The sequence below is a fragment of the Streptomyces sp. CB02366 genome, assembly GCF_001905905.1.
Classification (GTDB): domain Bacteria; phylum Actinomycetota; class Actinomycetes; order Streptomycetales; family Streptomycetaceae; genus Streptomyces.
Genome location: NZ_LIVT01000026.1, coordinates 1 through 24,595, shown reverse-complemented (window position 1 = coordinate 24,595; position 24,595 = coordinate 1). Strand labels below are relative to the sequence as shown.

The 24,595-nt window shown below is 70.9% G+C and carries 23 protein-coding genes and 1 tRNA gene; 12 read left to right on the top strand and 12 right to left on the bottom strand.

Going from position 1 to position 24,595, the window contains the following annotated elements:
* Positions 1-130: 130 nt before the first annotated feature.
* The 3 genes from AMK24_RS31485 to nth all read right to left on the bottom strand — a co-directional run bounded on the left by AMK24_RS31485 (position 131) and on the right by nth (position 3,103).
* Complete coding sequence (locus tag AMK24_RS31485; RefSeq protein ID WP_073772302.1) at positions 131-1,336, bottom strand: MarP family serine protease; 1,206 nt, start codon at positions 1,334-1,336, stop codon at positions 131-133.
* 91 nt (positions 1,337-1,427) lie between these two features.
* The gene (locus AMK24_RS31480) at positions 1,428-2,189 is read right to left on the bottom strand and encodes an NUDIX hydrolase (protein ID WP_073772301.1); all 762 of its coding nucleotides are present in this window, start codon (positions 2,187-2,189) and stop codon (positions 1,428-1,430) included.
* A gap of 101 nt (positions 2,190-2,290) precedes the next feature.
* Positions 2,291-3,103, bottom strand: a complete 813-nt coding sequence (nth, locus tag AMK24_RS31475) for an endonuclease III (protein ID WP_338012716.1) — start codon at positions 3,101-3,103, stop codon at positions 2,291-2,293.
* Positions 3,104-3,608: 505 nt separating this feature from the next.
* On the opposite strand from nth, the gene AMK24_RS31470 reads away from it, so the two are divergent.
* Positions 3,609-4,283: a Crp/Fnr family transcriptional regulator gene (locus tag AMK24_RS31470; RefSeq protein WP_003967450.1), complete on the top strand. Its 675-nt coding sequence runs from the start codon at positions 3,609-3,611 to the stop codon at positions 4,281-4,283.
* A gap of 211 nt (positions 4,284-4,494) precedes the next feature.
* Here the strand turns inward: AMK24_RS31470 and AMK24_RS31465 are convergent, their stop codons facing one another.
* From AMK24_RS31465 to AMK24_RS33555, 4 genes are all read right to left on the bottom strand, one after another.
* Positions 4,495-5,325: an MBL fold metallo-hydrolase gene (locus AMK24_RS31465; protein ID WP_073772300.1), complete on the bottom strand. Its 831-nt coding sequence runs from the start codon at positions 5,323-5,325 to the stop codon at positions 4,495-4,497.
* Entirely contained in the window at positions 5,322-6,230 is a 909-nt protein-coding gene (locus tag AMK24_RS31460; RefSeq protein WP_073772299.1) for an NUDIX hydrolase, read from the bottom strand. Before AMK24_RS31460 ends, AMK24_RS31465 begins: the two co-directional genes overlap by 4 nt.
* A gap of 187 nt (positions 6,231-6,417) precedes the next feature.
* Positions 6,418-6,888, bottom strand: a complete 471-nt coding sequence (locus AMK24_RS31455; protein WP_073772298.1) for a RidA family protein — start codon at positions 6,886-6,888, stop codon at positions 6,418-6,420.
* Complete coding sequence (locus tag AMK24_RS33555) at positions 6,888-7,046, bottom strand: DUF4177 domain-containing protein (protein ID WP_003967454.1); 159 nt, start codon at positions 7,044-7,046, stop codon at positions 6,888-6,890. Before AMK24_RS33555 ends, AMK24_RS31455 begins: the two co-directional genes overlap by 1 nt.
* A 72-nt stretch (positions 7,047-7,118) precedes the next feature.
* On the opposite strand from AMK24_RS33555, the gene AMK24_RS31450 reads away from it, so the two are divergent.
* Both AMK24_RS31450 and AMK24_RS31445 read left to right on the top strand, forming a co-directional pair.
* Complete coding sequence (locus AMK24_RS31450; protein WP_073772297.1) at positions 7,119-8,093, top strand: ArsA family ATPase; 975 nt, start codon at positions 7,119-7,121, stop codon at positions 8,091-8,093.
* Complete coding sequence (locus tag AMK24_RS31445) at positions 8,090-9,544, top strand: ArsA family ATPase (RefSeq protein WP_073772296.1); 1,455 nt, start codon at positions 8,090-8,092, stop codon at positions 9,542-9,544. The genes AMK24_RS31450 and AMK24_RS31445 overlap by 4 nt, the downstream gene beginning before the upstream one ends.
* Before the next feature lie 121 nt (positions 9,545-9,665).
* Here AMK24_RS31445 and AMK24_RS31440 read toward each other — a convergent pair whose 3' ends face one another.
* Positions 9,666-10,016, bottom strand: a complete 351-nt coding sequence (locus AMK24_RS31440; protein ID WP_006126397.1) for a WhiB family transcriptional regulator — start codon at positions 10,014-10,016, stop codon at positions 9,666-9,668.
* Positions 10,017-10,716: 700 nt separating this feature from the next.
* Here AMK24_RS31440 and AMK24_RS31430 point away from each other — a divergent pair.
* Positions 10,717-12,981, top strand: a complete 2,265-nt coding sequence (locus AMK24_RS31430; protein ID WP_073772295.1) for a transglycosylase domain-containing protein — start codon at positions 10,717-10,719, stop codon at positions 12,979-12,981.
* A gap of 85 nt (positions 12,982-13,066) precedes the next feature.
* Here AMK24_RS31430 and AMK24_RS31425 read toward each other — a convergent pair whose 3' ends face one another.
* Complete coding sequence (locus AMK24_RS31425) at positions 13,067-13,531, bottom strand: GatB/YqeY domain-containing protein (RefSeq protein ID WP_073772294.1); 465 nt, start codon at positions 13,529-13,531, stop codon at positions 13,067-13,069.
* 80 nt (positions 13,532-13,611) lie between these two features.
* On the opposite strand from AMK24_RS31425, the gene AMK24_RS31420 reads away from it, so the two are divergent.
* The 3 genes from AMK24_RS31420 to AMK24_RS31410 all read left to right on the top strand — a co-directional run bounded on the left by AMK24_RS31420 (position 13,612) and on the right by AMK24_RS31410 (position 16,062).
* Complete coding sequence (locus tag AMK24_RS31420; RefSeq protein WP_073772293.1) at positions 13,612-14,550, top strand: metallophosphoesterase; 939 nt, start codon at positions 13,612-13,614, stop codon at positions 14,548-14,550.
* 137 nt (positions 14,551-14,687) lie between these two features.
* Positions 14,688-14,761 (top strand) — tRNA-Pro (locus tag AMK24_RS31415).
* Positions 14,762-14,997: 236 nt separating this feature from the next.
* A complete protein-coding gene (locus AMK24_RS31410) occupies positions 14,998-16,062 on the top strand; it encodes a hypothetical protein (protein WP_073772292.1) in 1,065 nt (354 codons plus the stop codon).
* A 142-nt stretch (positions 16,063-16,204) separates the two neighbouring features.
* Here the strand turns inward: AMK24_RS31410 and AMK24_RS31405 are convergent, their stop codons facing one another.
* From AMK24_RS31405 to AMK24_RS31395, 3 genes are all read right to left on the bottom strand, one after another.
* Complete coding sequence (locus AMK24_RS31405; protein ID WP_073772291.1) at positions 16,205-17,710, bottom strand: LacI family DNA-binding transcriptional regulator; 1,506 nt, start codon at positions 17,708-17,710, stop codon at positions 16,205-16,207.
* Positions 17,711-17,740: 30 nt separating this feature from the next.
* Complete coding sequence (locus AMK24_RS31400) at positions 17,741-18,094, bottom strand: helix-turn-helix domain-containing protein (protein WP_073772290.1); 354 nt, start codon at positions 18,092-18,094, stop codon at positions 17,741-17,743.
* A gap of 115 nt (positions 18,095-18,209) precedes the next feature.
* Entirely contained in the window at positions 18,210-18,494 is a 285-nt protein-coding gene (locus AMK24_RS31395) for a helix-turn-helix domain-containing protein (RefSeq protein WP_073772289.1), read from the bottom strand.
* A 256-nt stretch (positions 18,495-18,750) separates the two neighbouring features.
* On the opposite strand from AMK24_RS31395, the gene AMK24_RS31390 reads away from it, so the two are divergent.
* The 5 genes from AMK24_RS31390 (at position 18,751) to AMK24_RS31370 (ending at position 24,479) form a co-directional block, all read left to right on the top strand.
* Positions 18,751-19,638 carry a hypothetical protein gene (locus AMK24_RS31390; RefSeq protein WP_073772305.1) on the top strand — a complete coding sequence of 296 codons (888 nt, stop codon included), beginning with the start codon at positions 18,751-18,753 and terminating at the stop codon, positions 19,636-19,638.
* Positions 19,635-20,330, top strand: a complete 696-nt coding sequence (locus tag AMK24_RS31385; protein WP_073772288.1) for an ATP-binding protein — start codon at positions 19,635-19,637, stop codon at positions 20,328-20,330. The genes AMK24_RS31390 and AMK24_RS31385 overlap by 4 nt, the downstream gene beginning before the upstream one ends.
* Positions 20,331-21,016: 686 nt before the next feature.
* The gene (gene mobC / locus AMK24_RS31380; RefSeq protein WP_073772287.1) at positions 21,017-21,664 is read left to right on the top strand and encodes a plasmid mobilization relaxosome protein MobC; all 648 of its coding nucleotides are present in this window, start codon (positions 21,017-21,019) and stop codon (positions 21,662-21,664) included.
* A complete protein-coding gene (locus AMK24_RS31375) occupies positions 21,661-23,379 on the top strand; it encodes a relaxase/mobilization nuclease domain-containing protein (RefSeq protein ID WP_073772286.1) in 1,719 nt (572 codons plus the stop codon). Before mobC ends, AMK24_RS31375 begins: the two co-directional genes overlap by 4 nt.
* Before the next feature lie 71 nt (positions 23,380-23,450).
* Positions 23,451-24,479, top strand: a complete 1,029-nt coding sequence (locus AMK24_RS31370; RefSeq protein ID WP_199876552.1) for an NYN domain-containing protein — start codon at positions 23,451-23,453, stop codon at positions 24,477-24,479.
* Positions 24,480-24,595: the final 116 nt, after the last annotated feature.

Here is a 24,595-nt window from a genome sequence, read left to right as displayed (position 1 = left end):
GCCCAAAGCGGGACACTTCGATGTAAGCGCCCCCACCGCCCCGGCGGTTTCGGCGAGTTGACGAGTATTTGTGCTGGCCAGCACCCTGGTTGGTCAGCGCTACGGGTGATCACATAGGGTGAAAAGAAACCTAGAGGGCGCAGCCCTGGCTGTCGACCTGCTGGTCGGCCGAGCGGCCGATCTCGATGTCCTCGCGGATCTCGTCGGCCGTCAGCGCGTAGCCGGTGTCCGGATCGTCGAGCGACTTGGCGAACACCACTCCGTACACCTTCCCGTCCGGAGTGAGCAGCGGGCCGCCCGAGTTGCCCTGACGCACCGTCGCGTAGAGCGAGTACACATCGCGGCGGACCGTGCCCCGGTGGTAGATGTCGGGGCCGTCGGCGTCGATGCGGGCGCGGACGCGGGCCGAGCGCACGTCGTAGGCGCCGTTCTCGGGAAACCCTGCGACGATCGCGCTGTCGCCGGTCTCCGCGTCGTCGTCGGGGCCGGTGAACCGCAGCGGTGCGGCCCGCAGATCGGGGACGTCCAGGACGGCGATGTCGCGCTGCCAGTCGTAGAGGACGACCTTCGCGTCGTACAGCCGGCCTTCGCCGCCGATCTGGACGGTGGGCTCGTCCACGCCGCCGACCACGTGGGCGTTGGTCATCACCCGGCGCTCGGAGAAGACGAAGCCGGTCCCTTCGAGGACCTTGCCGCAACTCGGGGCGGTGCCCACGACCTTGACGATCGACTTCTTGGCGCGCGCGGCCACCGGGCTGCCCACCAGAGCCGGGTCCGGGGCCTTGACCTCCGTGATCGGTTCGTCGGCGAACGGGCTGAAGACCTGCGGGAAGCCGTTCTGCGCGAGCACCGAGGAGAAGTCCTGGAACCAGGTGGGCGCCTGCTTCGGCATCACCCGGTCGACCCCGAGCAGCACCGAGGAGGTGCGGACCTCCTTGCCGAGGGTCGGCAGGGAGGTGCCCGCCAGCAGCAGCCCGATCATCCACGCCACCAGCAGCATCGCCACCACGTTGACCAGGGCGCCGCCGGTGGCGTCCAGGGCGCGCGCGGGCGACCACGTGATGTACCGGCGGAGTTTGTTGCCCAGATGGGTGGTGAACGCCTGGCCGATCGAGGCGCAGACGATCACGACGACGACCGCGCCGATGGCGACCGCCGTGGAGACCTCGGCGTCCTCGGTCACCCGGTCCCAGATGACCGGCAGCAGGTAGACGGCGACGAGGCCGCCCCCGAGAAAGCCGATCACCGACAGGATGCCGACGACGAAACCCTGGCGGTAGCCGATGACCGCGAACCACACGGCGGCCAGCAGCAGCAGGATGTCCAGCACGTTCACCGTCTATAGCCTCGCAGTTTCGTCACCTGGCCCGTCGGGGGTGACGGGGTCCGGGCCGGGCCCGGAGCAGCGCAGCAGGACAGCCAGCGTGTCATGCGCGCCAGTCGAGCGGCACCTGTCTGGTCCTGTCCCAGGGGCGTTCCCAGCCCGCGTAGTGCACGATGCGGTCGATCACTCCGGCCGTGAAGCCCCAGACCAGGGCCGACTCGACCAGGAACGCCGGGCCGCTGTGCCCGCTCGGATGGACGGCCGTGGCCCGGTTGGCGGGGTCCGTGAGATCCGCCACGGGGACCGTGAAGACCCGGGCGGTCTCGGCCGGATCGACCACCCCGACCGGGGTGGGCGTACGCCACCAGCCGAGCACGGGCGTCACGACGAAGCTGCTGACCGGGATGTAGAGCCGGGGCAGCACGCCGAAGATCTGTACGCCCCGGGGGTCGAGCCCGGTCTCCTCCTCGGCCTCGCGCAGCGCCGCGCGCAGGGGCCCGACGGTGGCCTGGTCGCCGTCCTCGGGGTCCAGCGCGCCGCCGGGGAAGGACGGCTGGCCGGGATGTGAGCGCAGGGTTCCGGCACGTTCCATCAGCAGCAGCTCCGGGCCGCGCTCCCCCTCGCCGAACAGGATCAGGACGGCCGACTGGCGGCCCGCCCCGCTCTCGGGGGGCAGGAAGCGGCTGAGCTGCTGCGGCCGGACGGTGCGGGCGGCGTCGGCGACGGGGACGAGCCAGCCGGGCAGGCCGTCGGTGGTGACGGCCGCGGGCAGGCCGGAAGCGCCCCCCTCGCCACCGGCGCGGTCCGACTCCTCTGCGGAGCCGTTCCCGGCCTGCGCCGTGCCGTGTGTGTACGTGTGCGTCATAGGCACCCCCGTCGATTCACAACGCGTGTCATCAGCTGTTCCGTTCCGGGCGGCCCCGTCCTGCGGGGGTGGGGGTCCGCCGCCGTGCGGGGGCCTCGCCCTCACCCGGCCCCCAGCGGGGGCGCGGGCTTGCCGGGGTAGGCGGCGGGCGGGTTGAGCCGCTGGCCCGGATAGCCGCCCATCTCGTACTTCAACAGCTTCCGGGCCTTCTCCGGATCGGTCTCGCCCTCCCCGTACGAAGGGCAGAGCGGGGCGATGGGGCAGGCCCCGCAGGCGGGCTTGCGAGCGTGGCAGACCCGGCGGCCGTGGAAGATGACGCGGTGCGAGAGCATCGTCCACTCGCTCTTCGGGAAAATGCCGGCGACCACCGCCTCGACCTTCACCGGGTCCTCCTCGTCCGTCCACCTCCAGCGCCGCACCAGACGGCCGAAGTGCGTGTCGACGGTGATGCCGGGAACGCCGAAGGCGTTGCCGAGGACGACGTTGGCGGTCTTGCGGCCGACGCCGGGCAGCTTGACGAGGTCTTCGAGGCGTCCCGGCACCTCGCCGCCGAACTCGTCCCTCAGCGCGGCCGAGAGGCCCAGCAGCGACTTGGTCTTGGCCCGGAAGAACCCGGTGGGCCGGATGAGCTCCTCCATCTCCTCCGGCACGGCCGCCGCCATGTCCTCGGGCGTCGGGTAGGCGGCGAAGAGGGCGGGGGTGGTCTGGTTGACCCGCAGGTCGGTGGTCTGGGCGGAGAGGACCGTGGCCACGAGGAGCTCGAAGGGGTTGCGGAAGTCCAGCTCGGGGTGGGCGTACGGGTAGACCTCGGCGAGTTCGCGGTTGATCCGGCGCGCCCGGCGGACCATCGCGAGACGGGACTCGGCCTTCGGGGCCTTGGCGGAGGCCGACCTGGAACCGGAGGGAGCCTTCACCCCGGCGGCGGCTGTCCTGGCGGGAGCCTCGGCGTCGGCGGCGACGGCCGGGACGGGTTCGGCGGACTTGCCGGTCTTGCCGGTCTTGCCGGTCTTGCCGGTCTTGCCGGTCTTGCCGGTCTTCGGCGATGGCACTGCGGACCTCCTGGCCGGTTTCCGGAGCGGCTTCCCCGGCTCTCCGGAAGAACCGGTCACCCTTCCCGGGGAGCCATTCGCGGCATACTTCGGGCGTGGCCGGGTCTGTTCGCCCACAGCGGAACCGGTGCCCTTCACCACCCGGTCGGCCCCCTCGGCACGCGTACTCCCCGGCTTTCTGGACACCCGGCCAGCCTAGAGCCAGCCACCGACAACCACGGCTGTCCTGGGATTTCCACCCCCGATCGGACCCCTGCCTTAGGTTCCAGGACGCCCGTGCGTCAAACTGGTTTGTGATTGATCGCACTGTTTTACCGTCCGGCATGATGGGGACCACGGTTTCCGGAACAGGCCGACAAGGAGAGAACTCGTGGACGACGTTCTGCGGCGCGCCCCGCTTTTCGCGGCGCTCGATGACGAGCAGGCCGCGGAGCTCCGCGCCTCGATGAGTGAGGTGACCCTCGCCCGCGGAGACGCGCTGTTCCACGAGGGCGACCAGGGCGACCGCCTGTACGTGGTCACCGAGGGCAAGGTGAAGCTCCACCGCACCTCGCCCGACGGGCGCGAGAACATGCTGGCCGTGCTCGGCCCCGGCGAGCTGATCGGGGAGCTGTCCCTCTTCGACCCGGGCCCCCGTACGGCGACCGCCTCCGCGCTGACCGAGGTCAAGCTCCTCGGACTCGGCCACGGCGACCTGCAGCCCTGGCTGAACGCCCGGCCCGAGGTGGCCACCGCGCTGCTGCGCGCGGTCGCCCGGCGGCTGCGCAAGACCAACGACCAGATGTCCGACCTGGTCTTCTCCGACGTGCCGGGCCGTGTCGCCCGCGCCCTCCTGGACCTGTCGCGCCGCTTCGGCGTCCAGTCCGAGGAAGGCATCCACGTCGTGCACGACCTCACCCAGGAGGAGCTGGCCCAGCTGGTCGGCGCCTCCCGCGAGACGGTCAACAAGGCGCTGGCCGACTTCGCGGGCCGCGGCTGGCTGCGCCTGGAGGCCCGCGCGGTCATCCTGCTGGACGTGGAGCGGCTGGCGAAGCGTTCCCGCTGAGGCCCGCCTCCGTACGGGGCCGACGCCCCGTGGACGTGACGCGAAGGGCCCCGCCCACCGGTACGCGCTCCGGTCGGCGGGGCCCTTCGCGTCGGCGCCCTGGGGCGTGTTTCGAAATACCGGACGCATGCGGGATGCGTGCGGGCGTTCCGGCAACGCGGCGATTGCCGTAGCCCTCGTCGTGCGCCCGCCGGGGACGGCGGGGCAGCCCTCAGATGAGCCCGTGCTCGGCGAGGTACTCCAGCTGCGCCCGTACCGACAGCTCGGCGGCGGGCCACAGGGAGCGGTCCACGTCCGCGTAGACCGCGGCCACCACCTCGGACGGCGTACGGTGCCCCGCCTCCACCGCCGTCTCCACCTGGGCGAGCCGGTGCGCGCGGTGGGCCAGGTAGAACTCCACCGCCCCCTGCGCGTCCTCCAGCACCGGCCCGTGGCCCGGCAGCACCGTGTGGACGCCGTCGTCGACGGTCAGGGACCGCAGCCGCCTGAGCGAGTCCAGGTAGTCGCCGAGCCGCCCGTCCGGGTGCGCGACCACCGTCGTGCCGCGGCCGAGGATCGTGTCGCCCGTCAGCACCGCCCGGTCGGCGGGCAGATGGAACGAGAGCGAGTCCGCGGTGTGCCCGGGCGTCGGCACCACCCGCAGCTCCAGGCCGCCCGTGGTGATCACGTCGCCCGCCCCCAGGCCCTCGTCGCCCAGCCGCAGCGCCGCGTCCAGGGCCCGCACCCTCGTGCCCGTCAGCTCGGCGAACCGGCCCGCGCCCTCCGCGTGGTCGGGATGCCCGTGGGTGAGCAGCGTGAGGCCCACGCGCCGCCCGCCCCGCTCCACCGCGTCGATCACGGCCCGCAGGTGTGCGTCGTCGAGCGGCCCGGGGTCGATGACGACCGCGAGAGCGGAGTCGGGCTCGGCCACGATCCAGGTGTTCGTCCCGTCGAGGGTCATCGCGGACGGGTTGGGCGCGAGGACGTTGACGGCGCGGGCGGTCGCGGGGCCGGAGGCCACCGCTCCGCGCGGCTGGCCGGGCAGGGCGGTCGCGTCGGTCACGCCCCACCACCGCCCGGCCCCGCCGCGGGCACGTGCCGGGTGAACTCCTCGTACCCCGGCCAGCTCAGCACCAGCTCACCGCCCTCCAGACGGGCCTGCGCGAGGACCGGGGCCAGGTCCTGCCCCTCCGCCGCCCCGAGCGCCTCGGCGGCCGTCCGGTACGGCGTGAGAGCCCGCAGCGTGGTCACGGTGGGCGGCATCATCAGCAGTTCGCCCGCGTCGTAGCGGCGAGCGGCTTCGCCGGGGGCGATCCACTCCGTGCGGTCGGCCTCGGTGGACACGTCGCGGGTGCGCTGGCCCTCGGGGAGCGCGGCCACGAAGAACCAGGTGTCGTAGCGGCGCGGTTCGAACTCGGGGGTGATCCAGCGCGCCCAGGCGCCCAGCAGGTCCGAGCGCAGCACCAGACCGCGCCGCTCCAGGAAATCAGCGAAGGACAGGTCCCGGGCGACCAGTGCCTTCCGGTCGGCCTCCCAGTCGTCCCCGGTCGTGTCGCCGACCACGGCCCCGGGGGCCGGCCCGGCGAGCAGGACGCCCGCCTCCTCGAACGTCTCGCGCACCGCCGCGCAGACCACGGCCTGCGCCTCGGCGGCCGTCGCCACGCCGAGCCGTGCGGCCCACTGCTCCAACGGGGGCCCGGCCCACCCGATCAGCCGGTCGTCGTCGCGCGGATCGACGCCGCCGCCCGGATAGGCGTACATGCCCCCGGCGAACGCCATGGAGGTCCGCCGGCGCAGCATGTGCACGAGGGGGCCCGTCGTGCCGCCGTCCGCACCGCCCCCCGTACCCGCGTCGCGCAGCAGCATCACGGTGGCGGCCCGCCGAGGGGCGACGGCCGTCAGCTCACCGGCGGCGAGGGCCCTGATCCGGTCGGGCCATTCCGGGGGGTACCACTGACCTTGGGACATGGCCGGAGGCTATCCGGATCCGCGCCGATGTTCGAGAGGCCCCCGGAAGGCGGCGGCGCCCCGGCGCGCCCCCTGCCCCCGCGCCCCCTCCCGTACGCCCGTGCCGGGCCCCGCACCGCCCCCGTACACGCACGATCCCGCCCGGTCGTGGGACCGGGCGGGATCGGCAGGACGTACGAGCGGGGACTCAGGCTTCGACGAGCTCCACCTGGACCTCGACCTCGACCGGGGCGTCCAGCGGCAGCACGGCGACGCCCACGGCGCTGCGGGCGTGCACGCCCTTGTCGCCCAGGACCTCGCCCAGCAGCTCGCTGGCGCCGTTGATCACCGCGGGGTGGCCGGTGAAGTCGGTGGCCGAGGCGACGAAGCCCACGACCTTCACCACGCGCTTGATCCGGTCCAGGTCGCCGGCGACCGACTTCACGGCCGCCAGGGCGTTGAGCGCGCAGGTCTTCGCGAGCTCCTTCGCCTCGTCCGGCGTGACTTCGGCGCCGACCTTGCCGGTGACGGCGAGCTTGCCGTCCACCATCGGCAGCTGGCCGGAGGTGTACACGTACACCCCGCTCTGCACGGCCGGCTGGTACGAGGCCAGCGGCGGCACGACGGCGGGCAGGGTCAGGCCGAGTTCGGCGAGGCGCGCTTCGACGGCGCCCGCCACTACGCCTTCTCCCGCTTCAGGTAGGCCACGAGCTGCTCGGGGTTGTTCGGGCCGGGAACGACCTGGACCAGCTCCCAGCCGTCCTCGCCCCAGGTGTCCAGAATCTGCTTGGTCGCGTGCACGAGAAGGGGCACGGTCGCGTATTCCCACTTGGTCATGGGCCCGACTGTAACGCCTGGCACGTACGGTCCCGTGCGTAGGCCGGGGCCCGACTGGTTAGGCTCGAATACGTGAGCAGGTTCCAGGTCGTCAGTGGCAAGGGCGGCACCGGTAAGACCACGGTCGCCGCCGCCCTCGCGCTCGCCCTCGCGACCGAGGGCAGGCGCACCCTCCTCGTCGAGGTCGAGGGCAGGCAGGGCATCGCCCAGCTCTTCGGTTCCGGCGCGCTCCCCTACGAGGAGCGCAAGATCGCCGTCGCGCCGGGCGGCGGGGAGGTGTACGCGCTGGCGATCGACGCCGAGCTCGCGCTCCTCGACTACCTCCAGATGTTCTACAAGCTCGGCGGCGCGGGCCGGGCCCTGAAGAAGCTCGGCGCGATCGACTTCGCCACCACCATCGCGCCCGGCGTCCGGGACGTGCTGCTGACCGGCAAGGCGTGCGAAGCCGTACGCCGCAAGGACAAACAGGGCCGCTTCGTCTACGACCACGTGATCATGGACGCCCCGCCGACCGGCCGGATCACCCGTTTCCTGAACGTCAACGACGAGGTCGCCGGACTGGCGAAGATCGGCCCGATACACAACCAGGCGCAGGCGGTGATGCGGGTCCTGAAGTCCCCGCAGACCGCGGTGCACCTGGTCACGCTCCTGGAGGAGATGCCGGTCCAGGAGACCGCGGACGGCATCGCCGAGCTGCGCGCCGCCGAACTGCCCGTGGGCCGGGTCTTCGTGAACATGGTCCGCCCGCACCTGTTGGACGAGGACGCCCTGCGCACCGCCGCGGGCGGTCGGCGCGGGGAGATCGCCAAGGCGCTGACCCGGGCCGGAGTGACCCGTTCCGCCGCCCTCGTGCGCCCCCTGGTCGAGCAGGCGGCCGAGCACGCCGAGCGGGTCGGCCTGGAGCGGGAGCAGCGCGCGGTGCTGGCCGGACTCGGCCTGCCGACGGCCGAACTGCCCCTGATCGGCGACGGGGTGGACCTCGGCGCGCTGCACGACCTGGCCACGGAGCTCCGCAAGCAGGGCGCGGGGGAAGAGGGGGACGCATGAGGTCGGACACCACCGGTACGGAGACGGCAGGCGCGGGACCGGCCGGCCCGGCCCCGGACACCGGCGTCGGCACGCCCCTCGACGTCGACGCGCTGCTGGACGACCCGGGCATCCGGATCGTCGTGTGCTGCGGTTCCGGCGGGGTCGGCAAGACCACGACGGCCGCCGCCCTCGGCGTGCGGGCCGCCGAACGCGGCCGGAAGGCCGTCGTCCTCACCATCGACCCGGCCCGCCGGCTCGCCCAGTCCATGGGCATCGACCAGCTGGACAACGTCCCCCGGCGGGTCGACGGCATCGCGGGCGACGGCGAACTGCACGCCATGATGCTCGACATGAAGCGGACCTTCGACGAGACCGTCGAGGCGCACGCGGACGCCGAGCGGGCCAGGGCCATCCTGGAGAACCCCTTCTACCAGTCCCTGTCGGCCGGGTTCGCCGGTACGCAGGAGTACATGGCGATGGAGAAGCTCGGGCAGCTGCGGGCGCGCGACGCGTGGGACCTGATCATCGTCGACACCCCGCCCTCGCGCTCCGCGCTGGACTTCCTGGACGCGCCGAAGCGGCTGGGGTCCTTCCTGGACGGAAAGTTCATCCGGCTGCTGATGGCGCCCGCGAAGGTGGGCGGCCGGGCCGGGATGAAGTTCCTCAACGTCGGCATGTCGATGATGAGCGGCACGCTGGGCAAGCTGCTCGGCGGTCAGTTCCTGCGGGACGTCCAGACGTTCGTCGCCGCGATGGACACCATGTTCGGCGGCTTCCGCAGCCGCGCGGACGCCACGTACAAGCTGCTCCAGGCCCCCGGCACGGCCTTCCTGGTGGTGGCGACGCCGGAGCGGGACGCGCTGCGCGAGGCCGCCTACTTCGTGGAGCGGCTGGCCGCCGAGGACATGCCGCTGGCCGGTCTGGTCCTCAACCGCGTGCACGGCAGCGAGGCCGCGCGGCTCTCGGCCGAGCAGGCGCTGGCCGCCGCGGAAAATCTTGACGACGCCCGCATTGTGGATCAGGAGGCCGGGAAAGCTGGCCTTGGCGACCGGGACGCCCCCGACCCGGCCCTCGCCGCCTCCGGACCGACCGAGCCGCCCCTCTCCCCCGAGGCCGAGCAGGCGTCCGGCCCCGAGCCCGCACCCGAGCACCAGGACACGACGGACACCACCACGGACGCACCCGACGAGATCGACACCGCCGATGAGACCGACGCCGCCGACGAGGCCGAAGGCACCGGCACCGGCATCGAGGAACTGACGGCGGGGCTGCTGCGCCTGCACGCCGAGCGCATGCAGGTCGTCGCCCGCGAGAGCCGCACCCGCGACCGCTTCACCGCGCTCCATCCCGAGGTGGCGGTGACGGCCGTGGCGGCGCTGCCCGGCGACGTACACGACCTCGACGGCCTGCGGGCCATCGGCGACCGCCTCGCGGACGGTTCGGACCCGGTTCCGGCCGGAGCGGCGTAGCGGCGCCCGGTGCATCCGGGCACGGCGGGGCTCCGGCGCGCCGTCGGCGCACGGCCCGCCCGCGGACCGTACTCAGCGGCTGCGCCCGCGTCCACCTGCGCGCGGCGTCGGCGGACCGCGCCTACCCCACGGCGGCGTACGTCTCGTGCAGCTCCTCGTCCTCCAGCCCGATGACTCCGGGCAGGATGCCGGTGGACCGCTCGTACTCGCTGCGCGCGGTCTCCAGCAGTCGACGCCAGGACGTGACGGTCGGCCGGCGGCGCAGCAGCGCGCGGCGCTCCCGCTCCGTCATGCCGCCCCACACGCCGAACTCGACGCGATTGTCCAGCGCATCGGCCAGGCACTCGGTCCGCACCGGGCATCCGGTGCACACCGCCTTCGCTCTGTTCTGCGCTGCCCCTTGTACGAACAGTTCATCCGGATCGGTAGTGCGGCAGGCTGCCTGCGCACTCCAGTCGGTTACCCAGCCCATCCCGGCGCCGTCCTCTCCCGAATCGAGGCTCCCCCACGGCGGTAACGGCATATTCACCGCTGCCAGTTGTGGACGTTACGGAAGGTGGGGACAGCACAACACCCCCTTCGGGCCCAATCTTGAATGGTCCGAACGGACTATGCGTATGCGGCAGATCACCCAGGGGAGTGAGCGAAGGACATGCGGGACCAACCCTGCGAAAAACGGACAGTGCACTCAAGTCGCAAGGGACTTCTTCTGGCATACGGGGCGTTTCGGGAGCGCCTCGGTGCCACGACGAAGGGCGATGAAGGCAATGCGCTTGCTCACCGGTCAGGAGAAGAATGACCAGAAGATGTGCATGGGGCGGCAGGGGACTTGATACGTAACCGGTCTGCTGTGACAGTTGAGAGCAGCTTAGGCCAACGCCTGCCCGCCTGTCCGGCGAATGCGAACGTAGCCGCCGCACGCCCGCGCCCGCGCCACACGCAGGTGCCGCGAGGCGAGGCGACGGGAACGCTCCCCCGGACGCCGAGGAGCCGCAGGCTCGGACGGACTGTCCGGACACCCCCGGGCGCCACCCCGCGAGGAGCCGCGGAGAGCCGGTCGGCAATCGGGGGACGGCCGTCCGGCCCACCCGGATGTCACGGTCTGGTGCGCGAACGCTCCGAGAGGCCCCTGCTCCTACGAAACGTTCATCACAACTGGTTAGGCTGCCCCCATGCCAAAAAAGCGCTCGGGCGGGGGTCTCACCACGACCCAGCAGGCCGCCAAGTTCCTCGGTGTCGCCGCGCTCTCCGGAGCTGTCCTGGCAGGCATCGCGCTGCCCGCAGCCGGAGCGCTGGGGCTCGCCGCGAAGGGGACGGTCGAAGGCTTCGACGAGATCCCCTCCAACCTCAAGACGCCGCCGCTCAGCCAGCGGACCACGATCCAGGACCGCGACGGCGGCACCATCGCCACGGTCTACTCCCGTGACCGCACGGTCGTCCCGCTCAAGGACATCTCGCCGTACATGCAGGACGCGATCATCGCGATCGAGGACTCCCGCTTCTACGAGCACGGCGCGGTCGACCTCAAGGGCATCCTGCGGGCGATGAACCGCAACGTACAGGCGGGCGGAACCGCGCAGGGCGCCTCGACCCTCACCCAGCAGTACGTGAAGAACGTCTTCGTCGAGGAGGCGGGCGACGACCCGGAGAAGGTCGCGCAGGCCACCCAGCAGACGCTCGGCCGCAAGGTCCGCGAACTGAAGTACGCGATCCAGGTCGAGGAGGAGCTCGGCAAGAAGAAGATCCTGGAGAACTACCTCAACATCACGTTCTTCGGACAGCAGGCGTACGGAGTCGAAGCCGCGTCCCAGCGCTACTTCTCCAAGCACGCCAAGGACCTCAAGCTGGAGGAGGCCGCGCTGCTCGCCGGCCTCGTCCAGTCGCCGAGCCGCTACGACCCGGTCAACGACACGGAGGAGGCGACCAAGCGCCGCAACACCGTGCTGGCACGGATGGCCGCGGTCGACAGCATTTCGCGGGCCCAGGCCGACAAGGCCATGGAGACGCCCATCCAGCTGAAGGTCTCCCGGCCGAAGAACGGCTGCATCACCGCCGTCAGCGGCTCCGGCTTCTTCTGCGACTACGTCCGCAAGACGATCCTCACCGACCCCGCCTTCGGCAAGACCGAGGAGGACCGGGCCAAGCTCTGGAACCTCGGCGGTCTGACCATCCGGACCACGCTGGACCCGCGCGCGCAGAAGGCCGCCAACGAGGCCGCCACCGCGAAGGTCAACAAGGCCGACAAGTTCGCGGCGTCCGTGGTACAGGTCCAGCCGGGCAGCGGCAAGATCCTCTCGATGGGCCAGTCCCGCCCGTACGGCCTGGACCAGAAGCAGAACGAGACCGTGCTGAACCTCGCCGTCAGCAACAAGATGGGCGGCAGCACCTACGGCTTCCAGGTCGGCTCGACGTTCAAGCCGTTCACCGCGGCGGCGGCACTGGAGAAGGGCATCAGCCCGGCGACGTCGTTCTCGACGGACTGGAAGATGACGCTCAAGGAGCGGGACTTCCGGAACTGCTCCGGCTCCCCGGCCGGCTACGCGGACTGGCCCCTGCAGAACGAGCTGGAGTCCGAGAAGGGCACCTGGGACATGACCAGCGCGCTCGGCAAGTCCATCAACACCTACTTCGCGCTGCTGGAGCAGAAGGCCGGCCTCTGCGAGACCGTCGAGATGGCCAAGAAGCTCGGGTACGAGCGCGGGGACGGCAAGAAGGTCGGGGAGTACCCGTCGATCACCCTCGGCGGTGAGGTGAGCACGCCGCTCTCCATGGCCGGCGCGTACGCCGCGTTCGCCAACCGCGGCACGTACTGCACGCCGATCGCCATCGAGTCCATCAAGGACCCGCAGGGCAAGCAGGTCCCCGTGCCGAAGACCTCCTGCTCGCGCGCGATGAGCGAGAGGACCGCGGACACCATCAACCAGATGCTCAAGGGCGTCGTGGAGGACGGCACCGGTACGCAGGCCGGACTCAGCGACCGGGACAACGCTGGCAAGACCGGTACGACGAACGACCGCAAGGACGCCTGGTTCGTCGGGTACACCCCGAACCTCTCCACCGCGGTGTGGGTCGGCGACGACATCGGCGAGAAGAGCTCGATGTTCGGCGTCACCATCGGCGGCCAGTACTACGACAAGGTCTGCGGCGGCTGCCTGCCCGGCCCGATCTGGCGCATCGCGATGACCGGTGCGCTGGACGCCTCCCAGACCCCGGGCTTCAACCCGGTCTCCGTGCCCCGCGGCAAGGAGAAGGAGGACGGAGACAAGGAGGAGGGCGACCGGAACCCCGGCCGCGGCGGGGACGGGGAGGACCGCGAGGACCGCAAGCCCGGTGACGACGGCAACCGGTTCCCCGGCATCGAGCTCCCGGACGGCGTGATCGGCGGACCGGGCAACGGGCCGGGCGGCGGCCGGGGCGGCGGCCACGAGGGCCCCTGACCCGTAAGGGCGGCGAAGCGGAGAAAGGGCGGGCGCCCCGGTGGTGACCGGGGCGCCCGCCCTTATCTCCGTGCCCGGCGGCGGTTCAGCCGGCGAGGCGCTGCTTCACCGCGGCGGCGACCCGGCCGCCCTCGGCGAGCCCGGCCACCTTCGGGTTGACGATCTTCATGACGGCGCCCATCGCGCGCGGCCCCTCGGCCCCGGCGGCCTTCGCCTCCTCGACGGCGGAGGCCACAATCGCGTTCAGCTCGTCGTCGGTGAGCTGCTGGGGCAGATAACCGTCCAGGATCCGGCCCTCCGCCTTCTCCCGCTCGGCCTGCTCGGTCCGGCCGCCCTGGGCGAACGCCTCGGCCGCCTCACGGCGCTTCTTCGCCTCCTTGGCGATCACCTTCTGCACCTCGTCGTCGGAGAGCTCGCGCGCCGACGTGCCGCTGACCTCTTCCTTGGTGATCGCGGTGAGGGTGAGCCGAAGGGTGGACGAGGTCAGCTCGTCGCGTGCCTTCATGGCGGCGTGGAGGTCTTCCTTGAGCTTGGACTTGAGCGTGGTCATGCCGTGATTGTGACAGGTGCGGGCCCCGGGCCGCCCACCGGTTTTCCCGGCCGTGCGGCCCCGTCTGCGACGATGGGCACATGCGCGCACGCTACGGAGTCCCCCTGAGAATCACAGCGGTCGGCGCGGCGGTCGGCGCCGCCGGGCTGGCCTACGCCGCCGGGTTCGAGGCCCGCTCGTTCCGCCTGCGGCGGGTCACCATTCCGGTGCTCCCGCACGGGGCACGCCCGCTGCGCGTGCTCCAGGTCTCCGACATCCACATGGTGAGCGGTCAGCGCAAGAAGCGCGCCTGGTTGCAGTCGCTCGCCGGACTGCGCCCCGACTTCGTGGTGAACACCGGCGACAACCTCTCGGACCCGGACGCCGTACCGGAGCTGCTCGACGCGCTGGGCCCGCTGATGGAGTTCCCGGGGGTGTACGTCTTCGGCTCCAACGACTACTACGGCCCGAAGCTGCGCAACCCGGCCCGCTACCTCCTGGAGAAGGTCCAGGGCAAGCACGGTCTGAACGGCAACGCCCCCGCGGTCGGCGTCGTCCACAACCCCTGGGAGCCGATGCGCGACGCCTTCGACGAGGCGGGCTGGCTGAACCTGTCGAACACCCGGGGCCGGCTCAAGCTCGACGGCATGGAGCTGGCGTTCACCGGCCTGGACGACCCGCACATCAAGCGGGACCGGTACGCCGAGGTCCAGGGCGGCCCCACGAGCGGCGCCGACCTCTCCATCGGCGTGGTCCACGCCCCGTACCTGCGCTCCCTGGACGCCTTCACCGCCGACGGCTACCCCCTGATCCTGGCGGGCCACACCCACGGCGGCCAGCTGTGCATCCCGTTCTACGGAGCACTGGTCACCAACTGCGACCTGGACACGGACCGGGTGAAGGGCCTGTCGACCCACACGGTCGGCGACCGCCGCGCCTACCTCCACGTCTCCGCCGGCTGCGGCACCAACCGCTACACCCCGGTCCGCTTCGCCTGCCCCCCGGAAGCCACCCTGCTGACGCTCACGCCGAGGGCCTGAGCCCGGGGAACGGACCGGTGCGCGGGGCGTACGGGGACCCCGGGCACCGGACCTCCGCGAGGCCGGGCAAAACCGGATTTCGCCTCCGGCCGCAGGTGGGCTAAAGTAATCGATGTCGCCGGGAGTCCGGTGGACATCGGGGTGTAGCGCAGCTTGGCAGCGCGCTTCGTTCGGGACGAAGAGGTCGTGGGTTCAAATCCCGCCACCCCGACAGTGAAATGCCAGGTCAGGGGCCTGATTCGAGAGATCGAATCAGGCCCCTGACTGGTTTTGTAGATCGTTTGGGAGAAATCTGGGAGACGATCTTGGTCGGGGTCTCCCAGCGGGGAGCGGACGGCGCTGCACGAAGCGGGTCGTGACCAGCCTGGGGACGTGCGCGTTCACGAAGCCCACTCTGTCAGTGGTGCGGTCTAGCCTTGAGGGATCAGTGTCCTCAGGAGGCCCGGGTTGGCTGGATTCAAGATCAACAGGCGTGCCATCGAGAAGATGCAGAAAGAGATCGCCAAGGAGTTCGAGCGGGCGAACCGCAAGCATCCCGTGCGCGTTCCTGTCGAGGTGGACGCCCCGCGCCTGGGGACGCTGGCGCTGTCCAGCGCGAGCGGGATCGAGAGCGACCCGTACCTGTCCCGGCTCCTGATCTGGCTGTACGACGCCTCGCGTCAGAATCCGGGTCGTTTCGTCGACGTAGCCGTCTTTCTCGAATCCGAGGGCCTGCCGGCTGAAGAGGCGACCGAGATGGCGCTGCGACTGAAGCGGCTCGGGCTCGTCCGTGTCGTGGAGGGTATGGGCGGTGACGACTCGGAGGTGTACCCCACGGACGACGGAATCCTAGAGGCCAGGCGTCTTCTCGACCTTCGCACCGACGCGGTCGCCCGCTTCCGGCACGCCTGCGACGTGCTGTTGCAGTGGGTGCTGCGTACCGGTGGACGGGACTCCGCCATCGAGGTCCTGTCCTACACCGACGATCCGCAGTGCAGCTTCGCCGGAGACCTCCTGGCCGAGGCCGAGGCCCTCGGCGCACTTGACTACCTAGCCGATCACAGCCTCGTGCAGATCCACTCCACCAACGACGGTGCCACGGTCCGGATCACCGCGGCCGGCACACGTTGCGTACTTGCCGGAGGAAGCGTGAACGACTACCTGAGCCGTCAGCCGAATGGCGGCGATACCTACAACATCAACAACTCCCAGGGCTTCGTCGTCGGCTCTCAACAGCACGTCGTCCAGAACAACCACGTCGGTCTGGACGCGTCCAAGTTGGCGGAGTTCGCCCAGATGGTCAGGCAGTTCGCGCCGACCCTGGGCTCGGCCGACGACCAGCAGAGCCAGATCCTCACGGACGCCGAAGTGCTGGAGGAGGCCGCCACCGCCGACCAGCCCGAGCCTGGCCGAATCCGCGCCGCATACGAGCAGCTGCAGACGACGCTCACTGCCATCGGCACGGCGACTCCCGGCCTGGCCATGCTCGTGCAGGCGGGCCAGGGTGCGTTCCAGGCGACCTTCGGCGGCTGATTCCGCGACCCGCGCCTGATGCCCGGTGCGTCGACGGCACTGGGCCGTACATGCGTGAGCGGCAGGCGGACTCGGTACTGCAGAGCCGAGCCTGCCGCACCGCTCTATCGCCGCGACAACGGCGCACCCAACCCCCGGCTCCTCACGCCGCGAGCGCGAGGAGGCGGTCCAGCACCTGCACCGGGGACTGCGGGCACATCGCGCGGCGGGCGTCGAGGGCCGCCTCCCACTGGTTGGTCAGGCCGGCGAGGAGACGGCGGCGCATGCCCGGAGTCACATGTGCGTAGCGAGCCGAGACGGAGCCGTCGAGGTGGCCCATGCGCTCGTCCATGAGGACCTTCTCCGTGCCGAGGTCCTCCATGACGGTGCGGTGGGAATGACGCAGGCCGTGCGGGGTGAGGCCCTTGGCAACGGGTAGCCAGCAGGCATCGGCCCGCTGGCTCGCGCTCCGGCCGCGGACCGGGACGCCTGGCCACGGCTCGCCAAGCAGCGGCACGGGGCGCGGCTCCTGGGGTGCCTTCTTCGGATACCAGCCGGTGGCGGCCGGCTGGAAGAGCCAGGTGGCGAAGCCGTTGCGCCTCCAGTGGGCCGCCTCCTGGGAGGGGACAGCGTTGCGTACGAAGCCGAGCTCGGCGACGGCGAGTTCGACGCGGACGCGCGTCTCCTCCCGTACGCGCTCGGGGTGGTTGAGCACGTTGGAGACGGTGCCGGTGGAGACTCCGGCGCGGCGGGCGACATCGACGAGCTTCGCGCCGCCGTGTCCAGCGGTACGGGCGGCGCCCTGGCCTCGGAAGACGTAGATCTTGCCGTGGCAGGGGCACGGGGTCGGCTTCGTACGGGCGATGTGGTCGGCGACGAGGGCGGACAGCCAGTCCGTGGCGTCGATGGTGCGGTAGCTGTCGTCCTTCGGCGGCACGCGCACCAGCTCGCCGGAGTCGAGCTCGTACAGCTGCCACTCGACGCGGACGACTCCGGGACGGGCGAACTCCGTCTCCAAGCCGACGATTTCGCCCCACCGCATGCCGGTGTACGTCTTGAGGATCACCGCCACGAACTCGTCGTCCCGGCCGGAGAGCAAGGCCGCCCGCTCGGCGAGCAGCAGAGCACCGAGCGGGTCGGTGATGACCTTCTCGGGGCCGCGGTCGCGGGAGCGACCGGCGCGCTTGCCACGCCCGCGCCGCCGGGCGGCTGGGTTGGACGTGATCAGGCCCTCGTCGATCGCGTCCTCGAGGATGAGGTGCAGGGTGGAGCGCCAGGTCTTCACGCTGGAGGCCGCGTAGACAGCCTTCTCCGCCTTCTCCCAGCGCTCCACGTCGGAGCGGAGGATGCCAGAGAGGGACTTGCCCGCGAAGGTGGAGAGGAGGTGCTCCTCGATGTGACGCCGGTAGTTCTGCATGGTGGACGCGGCGAGGTCCTGGTCGGCGTACCAGCGGCTGGCGTACTCGCCAAAGGTCTCCTGGCCGGCTGCGGGATCCCGCCACTCTCCGCGGCGGACGGCGACCTCCTCGGCGTCGGCCGCCTGCTTGGCCTCCCGCTTGGTGGAGAACTTGACCACGGCGCCCGTCGGGTCGGAGACGGTGCCGTACTTTCCGTCGGCGAGCTTGTACCGGCCCCGCCAGTAGGTGGCGCGCTTCTCCGCGTACCCCAACTGTTCCCTCCCTTCTCTCGCTGGGGCTGTCTAGACGGTGATGTTGTACTGGGACTGGGTCTTGAGCAGCCGACGCGGTGGCCGTGCGGTGAGCGCGGGTCCGGACGAGGCGACGCCGGGCTCGCGGGCAGCGGACACCGGGACGGATACGGAGACGGGCAGCACAGGGCGCTGCCGGGGACGTGAAGGAATTTCCTCGTGCACCCGCACGATTTCCCCGACGTGTTCCGCAGTGAAGCGATAGGCGCCGCCCACGTACGTGAAGGGAATGAGTCGGCGCCGGGCGCGTTCTTTTACCCACCAGACGGAACAGCCCAGGGCTTCGGCGACTTCCCGGGCCGTATACAGGCGGGGAAGAGCCGGAGATATCACGGAATCGGACAACAGAGGGATTTTCCTTTCCGGGGACTCGCAAGGGAGACCCCACAACAGGCAGCCGGGTTCGGCGTCAGGACAATGATGCGGAGAATCCCCGGTTTGGCTAACCGGCGATCGTCGGCTATGTTTCGCCCGCTCCGACCGGCCCAGGGTGTGCGAGCGGGTCGGCGAGGAGGGTGTGCGGTGGGGTACCGAGGGCGGCGGCGATGGCGACGAGATCGTCGATGTCGCAGCGCCGCACTGTGCGTTCGATGCGGGACAGCGCCGTGAAGGTCAGGGGCCGACCCAGCGCGGTGACGCGTGCCGCGAGTCGGCGCTGGGAGTAACCGCGGGCGGTGCGGGTGTGCTCGATGGCGCGCGCTGCGGCTTGTCCGGCGGGTCCGATTTCGAGAGGGCGTGGCGGCATTGGTGTGTTGTAGCTTGCGTCCGGGCCACTTGGGAACGCTTTTCCTGTCTGCTGTGAGCGATGCGCCGACCACCGGTGAAATTGCCGGTTGATTTGGCCAACCGCGATTTCGGGTCTACCGTCATGCGGCCGGAAGAAGTTGTGTCGGGGATTAGAACCAACACTGGACTTCTAGACCCTGGGTGTGGCTGTGTTGTCCACGCATCCCGGCCTCGCCGGTTTCCCTGCCCCCGCTTTCGAAAGGTGGTCGATCGGCATCGCCCGTATCCGCACGATCAAGCCCGAGGCGTTCGCGTCCGAGTCCCTCGCGGCCGTGTCCCTGTCCGCCGAGCGGACCTTCTTCGGGCTGCTCACCCTCGCCGACGACCAGGGCCGGTTCCGAGACCAGGCGGCCGTCATCGCCGGCCAGCTGTGGTCACTGCGCCGCGAGCACGGCCCGGTGGAGGTCGAGGACGATCTCACCCAGCTCGACGCCACCGGGTTGATCTGCCGTTACGAGGGCGACGACGGCAAGCGGTACCTGCACATCGTCTCCTTCGCCAAGCACCAGAAGATCAACCGCCCCAGCGGCGTCCGGAACCCCGCCTGCCCCCACCACGACCTCGGCGTCACGCGTGAGCCCTCACCGCTGGTGCACGGAGCAGTCACGGAGCCCTCCGTGAGGGAGCAAGGAGGAAGCACGGAGGCTGCCGTGAATGGCGAATCCGCAGGTCAGGAGCGATCCAGTGAGCCGTCACCGCAGGTGCGGGGAGGACTCACTGAGCCTGCGGTGAGCCCTCACGGTCCGGATCTAGGACCTAGGATCAGGGATCTAGGAACTACCCCGTTGGGGGGCGCGAGCGCCCCCGCGCCGCAGACCGTCTCGGCGAAGGACCTCATCGGCGAGTACGCCGCCGCGTGCACGCACCGACCGCCCCGAGACGTCCTCAGCCATCTCGGCGGGCAGGTGCGCAGGCTCCTCGACGAAGGCATCGACCCGGTCCACGTACGGGTGGGCCTCGCACGGCACCGGGCCAAGGGCCTGCACCCGAGCACCCTGCCCAGCCTCGTCCACGAGGCCATGAACGCCTCCACGCCCGCCGCCACCCACCAACCGTGGACCAACCCAGCCGATGTCGCCGCCGCCTACGGAGGTGACCTGTGACCGCCACCCTCACCCAAGCCCCGCACCAGGTCGGCCGGATAGCCGACCGCCTCGGTGCCATCCTGACCCAGCGGGGCATCGGCCCCGACGCCGCCGCGCATGAGCCGCCGTCAGAGCCCGTCACCGCGCTGGAGCTGGCCGACGCCCGCATCCCCGCCCGCTACCGGCGCGCGCTGACCGACCACCCCCAAGTCACGGCCTGGGTGGACGAGATCGCCCGCGCCGGCCGCCCCGGACCTGCAGGCGCACCGGGAATCTCGGAGGGTTCGTCCCTGCTGATCGCCGGCCCCACCGGCACCGGCAAGACCCACCAGGCGTACGGCGCCATCCGCGGCCTCCTCGCCGCCGGGGTCCGGCTGCGCTGGGAGGCCGTCACCGCCGCCGACCTGTACGCACGACTGCGTCCGCGCTCCGGCTTCGACAGCGAGCGCGAGCTGCAGTCCCTGGCCAAGTGCCCGCTGCTGCTCCTAGACGACCTTGGAGCGGCCAAGACCAGCGAGTGGACCGAGGAGCTCACCTACCGGCTGATCAACCACCGGTACGAGCACCTGCGCCCCACGCTGATCACCACCAACCTCCCCACCGCCGACCTACGCGCCGCCCTCGGAGACCGCGTCGCCTCCCGCCTCGCCGAGATGACCGAGCGCGTCATCCTCGACGGCCCCGACCGCAGACGCCACCCCGCAGCCTGACCTCCCTGCCGGGGGGACCGGGGACCGCGCGGTCCCCGGTCCCCCCGGCCCTGCGGGGATCCGGCAGGCCCGGCGGAGGCCGTACGCGGGGACCGTCCCCTGCCCCGGGGACCGTCCCCCTGACGACCCGTCGGTCCCCGGTCCCCCCAGATACCGGGGACCGGTCCCCGACGCTCGCGGCCCCCGGTCCCGGTCCCCAGCCGGAGGCCGCGGCAGAAGCGGGACCGGGGACCGTGAGGACCTGCGCCAGGGGACCGACGAGGCCGGCGGGAACGGGGCGTAACCCGCCGCCACAGGCACGAAGCCGCTGCTCAGGGCGCCACGAGGCCGATCCCCGCACCTGTCCCCTGCGGCATGCGGAGCCGGTCCGGGGACCTCGCACGCCGGGACCGTCCCCACTCGGTCCCCGACAGACCGAGGTGTCACCGAGACAGGGGACCGGCCGAGGCGGAGACGGTCCCCAATACGGGACCGACCGCCGAGGACCGAAGCCTCACGGGACCGGTCCCCCAGGGGACCGGGGACCGCGGTGGGGACCGGGCCAAGGGACCAGGAACGGGGACCGAGCACGGTGGCCGCACACCGCCGGCGACGGAGCCCGCAGCTGTCCAGCCCGTCCGCACCCGTCACCGCAGCACGCCCTCACCAGCCGTCCGCACAACGACGAGGAACACGGAGACCAGACCGTGCACGACCCGCACCACGAACTCCCCACCGCCCAGCACTCGACCACCACCCCAGCCCCGGGCGGAGCAAGGTATCCCGCTGGACCGTCCAAGGACGGCCGCAACGGGGAAGTCTCCGCCCCGGGGGTGGCGGAGGACCTCGGGCGCCGGGGGGCACCCGAGAAGGAACAGATCGCCGACACCGTCGCCGCCCAGTTGCCGCGCGCCGCCGAAGCCGCCGCGCTGCACCGTGTCGCCCGACGCCGCAAGCCTGACCCGAACGGCCAGCGCAAGCAACGTGTCGATGCCCGCTACAGCGTCGACGAGAAGACCGAGATCCTCGCCATGGCGCGGTCGCTGAACATCGCCGGCGCCCACTACGTCGGCGCTGTCGTCATGGCCCACGTCCAGGGCGACCTCGCCCTGCCCGGCCAGCGCACCCCGCTCGACGACTACATCGACGAACTGACCGCCCTGCGTGGCGAGGTCGCCAAGATCGGCCACAACATCAACCAGATCGCCAAGAAGCTCAACTCAGGCGGCCATCCACACCCTGTGGACACCGCACTCCTGACCCAGACCGAACGCACCCTGACCGCCGTCGGCGCCACCGTCCGCCACATTGCCACAGCCGCGAACCAAGCCGTCACCAAGAAGGCGGCCCGATGATCGCGAAGATCAGCAACGGCAAGGAAACCGCCGGACTGATCCGGTATCTGTTCGACACGAAGAAGGCCAAGGACCACACCGACCCCCATCTGGTCACCTCCTGGGACGGCTTCGCCCCCGACCCCGGCCGCGCCGACGACTTCGACGCCACCAGGAGGCTCCTCGTGGCCGACCTGGACCTCCACGTCAAGCAGGCCCGGCGGCTGGGCCGCGCTCCCGAGCAGCACGTGTGGCACTGCTCGATCCGCGCCGCCGAGAGTGACCGCATCCTCAGCGACGAGGAGTGGGCCGACATCGCCCGCCGCGTCGTGGCGGCCACCGGCATAGCACCGCAAGGCGATTCGGACGACTGCCGCTGGGTCGCCGTCCGCCACGCTCCCGACCACATCCACATCGCTGCCACCAAGGTCCGGGCGGACCTGCGCACCGCACGCCACTGGAACGACTACCTCACCGCCGACCGGGAACTTGCCGCCATTGAGAAGGAATACGGCCTGTTCCAAGTGGTCCGCGGTGACCGCACCGCTGCGAAGCGGACCACCCGTGCCGAGCAGGAGAAGGCCCGCCGCGCCGGCCAGGAGAAGCCCGCCCGCGAACGGCTGCGCGCCACCGTGCGCACCGCCGTGGCCGCCGCCACCAGCGTGGAGGAGTTCGTCCACCTGCTCAACCACCTCGACGGTGTGCTCGTCGAGGTCGTCCACTTCCCCTCGGGTGACGTGCGGGGCTACAAGGTCACCAGCGAAGACACCACCACCGCCGACAACGAGCCCGTCTGGTTCTCTGGCTCCGAACTCGCCCCGGACCTCTCCTTCCCCAAGATCCAAAAGCGCCTGGAGAGCATCGCCTCACAGTCCGCTGGCAAGCCAGGCCGGCGCAGGTCCAACCCCTGGCACCAGGCCACCGCCGCCGCCGAACGCATCCCCCACCACCTCGACCAGACAGACGATGAAGCCTCCCAGGCTCACCTTGCCGCCTTCGGCGAAGCCGTCGACGCCCTCCCCCTCCTCGCACCCCAGACCCTGCGCCCCCAACTCCGAGAGGCAGCGACCGCGTTCGAGCGCGCCACCCGCTCCCGCATCCGGGCCGAACACCACCACGCCCGCGCCCTGCGCGGCGCCGTACGCGCCATGCTCCGCGAGCCCGCCCCCAAGGACGGCGCCGCCCTGGCGATGTTCCTGGACGCGGCGATCCTCGTGGTCGTTGCCGCTGCCCGCTGGCACCAGCTCCGCCACCACGACCAGCAGGTCGCCGCCGCCCACCAGACCCTGCTCCACCTCCAGGCCGCCTACGACCAAGCCGCAGCCGCACCCCTGGCCTCCCTCGCGCAGCGCCAGCCACCCCAGCAGGCCGTGGAACGGCAGATCCACTGCCTACGCCAAGGCGTGCCCGAGCACGCGGAACAGATCATCGAAGACCCCGCTTTCGCGGCTCTCACCACCGCCCTCTCCGAGGCAGAAGCAGCCGGACACGACCCGGAACAGCTCCTCCAACAGGTCACCGACCAGCGCGCCCTGAACGACGCGCGCCGCCCCGCACGGGTCTTGGCCTGGCGCATCCAACGCCTCAGCGAAAGGCCGGCACCCAGCGCACAGGCCCGCGCAGCACAAGCCAACAGCCCAGCCTGGGCCGACAGCGCGGCACGGCGCCCCGACGCTCCAGAGCACACGGCAGCAGCCGCCCCGGCCCCGCAGCCGTCACAGGCACGGCGGCGCTGATCACGATCGCACAGACAGCCTGGGGGTGAGCAGCTCCAGAACCTCCCGGCGACCACGCGCCAAGGCTCAGCTTGCGCCTGCATCACGCGGTCCATGAGGTGCTGGAACGTCAGATCGAGCCGCTCGCCGACGTGGTGGACGAGGTAATGGGTCAGGTTGGTGGCCGGTTGTGTTCGGATGTCGGCGCGGTGGCGCTCCACCAGGTCGCGCGAGCGCGTACGGCGGGCGAGGCGGACATCCGCCAGTTTCACCGAGATCGCGATTATTGCCCCCTCGGGGGAGGAAACCGCTTAGCATCGCCACCGCACGGTTTCGAGCACGACAGGAGCAGCATGGACGCCAGCGCGAACGCCGCCAAATTAGCGGTGCTCATCGATGCCGACAACGCCCAACCCGGGATTGTCGAGAGCCTGCTGGCCGAGGTCGCCAAGTACGGCACCGCTCACGTCAAGCGAGCCTACGGCGACTGGACGGGGTCTTCACTTAAGGGCTGGAAGGATCAACTGCTCAAACAGTCGATCCAGCCCATGCAGCAGTTCGCTTACACCAAGGGCAAGAACGCCACCGACGCGGCCATGGTGATCGATGCCATGGACCTGCTCTACACGGAACGCTTCGACGGATTCTGCATCGTCTCCAGCGACAGCGACTTCACTCGCCTTGCCGCCCGCATCCGTGAGTCTGGCCTGACGGTGTACGGGTTCGGCGAACGCAAAACGCCCAAGCCATTCGTCGCGGCGTGCGACAAGTTCATCTACACGGAAAACCTCACCTACACCCCGAGCATCCCGCAGGCTGCGGGCGGGATGCCGCGACAGACCGCGCAGGCTGTAGCGGGCAGGTTGAGGGACCCTGGACTGGAGGACTTGCTGCGCAGTGTCGTGGAGGCGGCTTCGAACGACGACGGCTGGGCTCACCTCGGCGGCGTCGGTGACATCATCAGGAAGCGCCGACCTGACTTCGACCCCCGAAGTTACGGCTATCCCAAGCTCATGGGGCTCGTAGAGGCGATCGGGCTGTTCGACGTGGACAAACGCGACCCCGGCGACGGGAAACCACCTGTGATCTATGTCCGCGATCAACGCTATAAGAGCTCGTAACACGATCATGGTCGGGTCCTCTTGAGGCGTCGGTAGCAGATGAGGCTGCAGGCGAGGGAGACGAAGGCGTCGTGGAGTTCGGTGCGGCGTTCCCAGCGCACAGCGAGTCGTTTGAA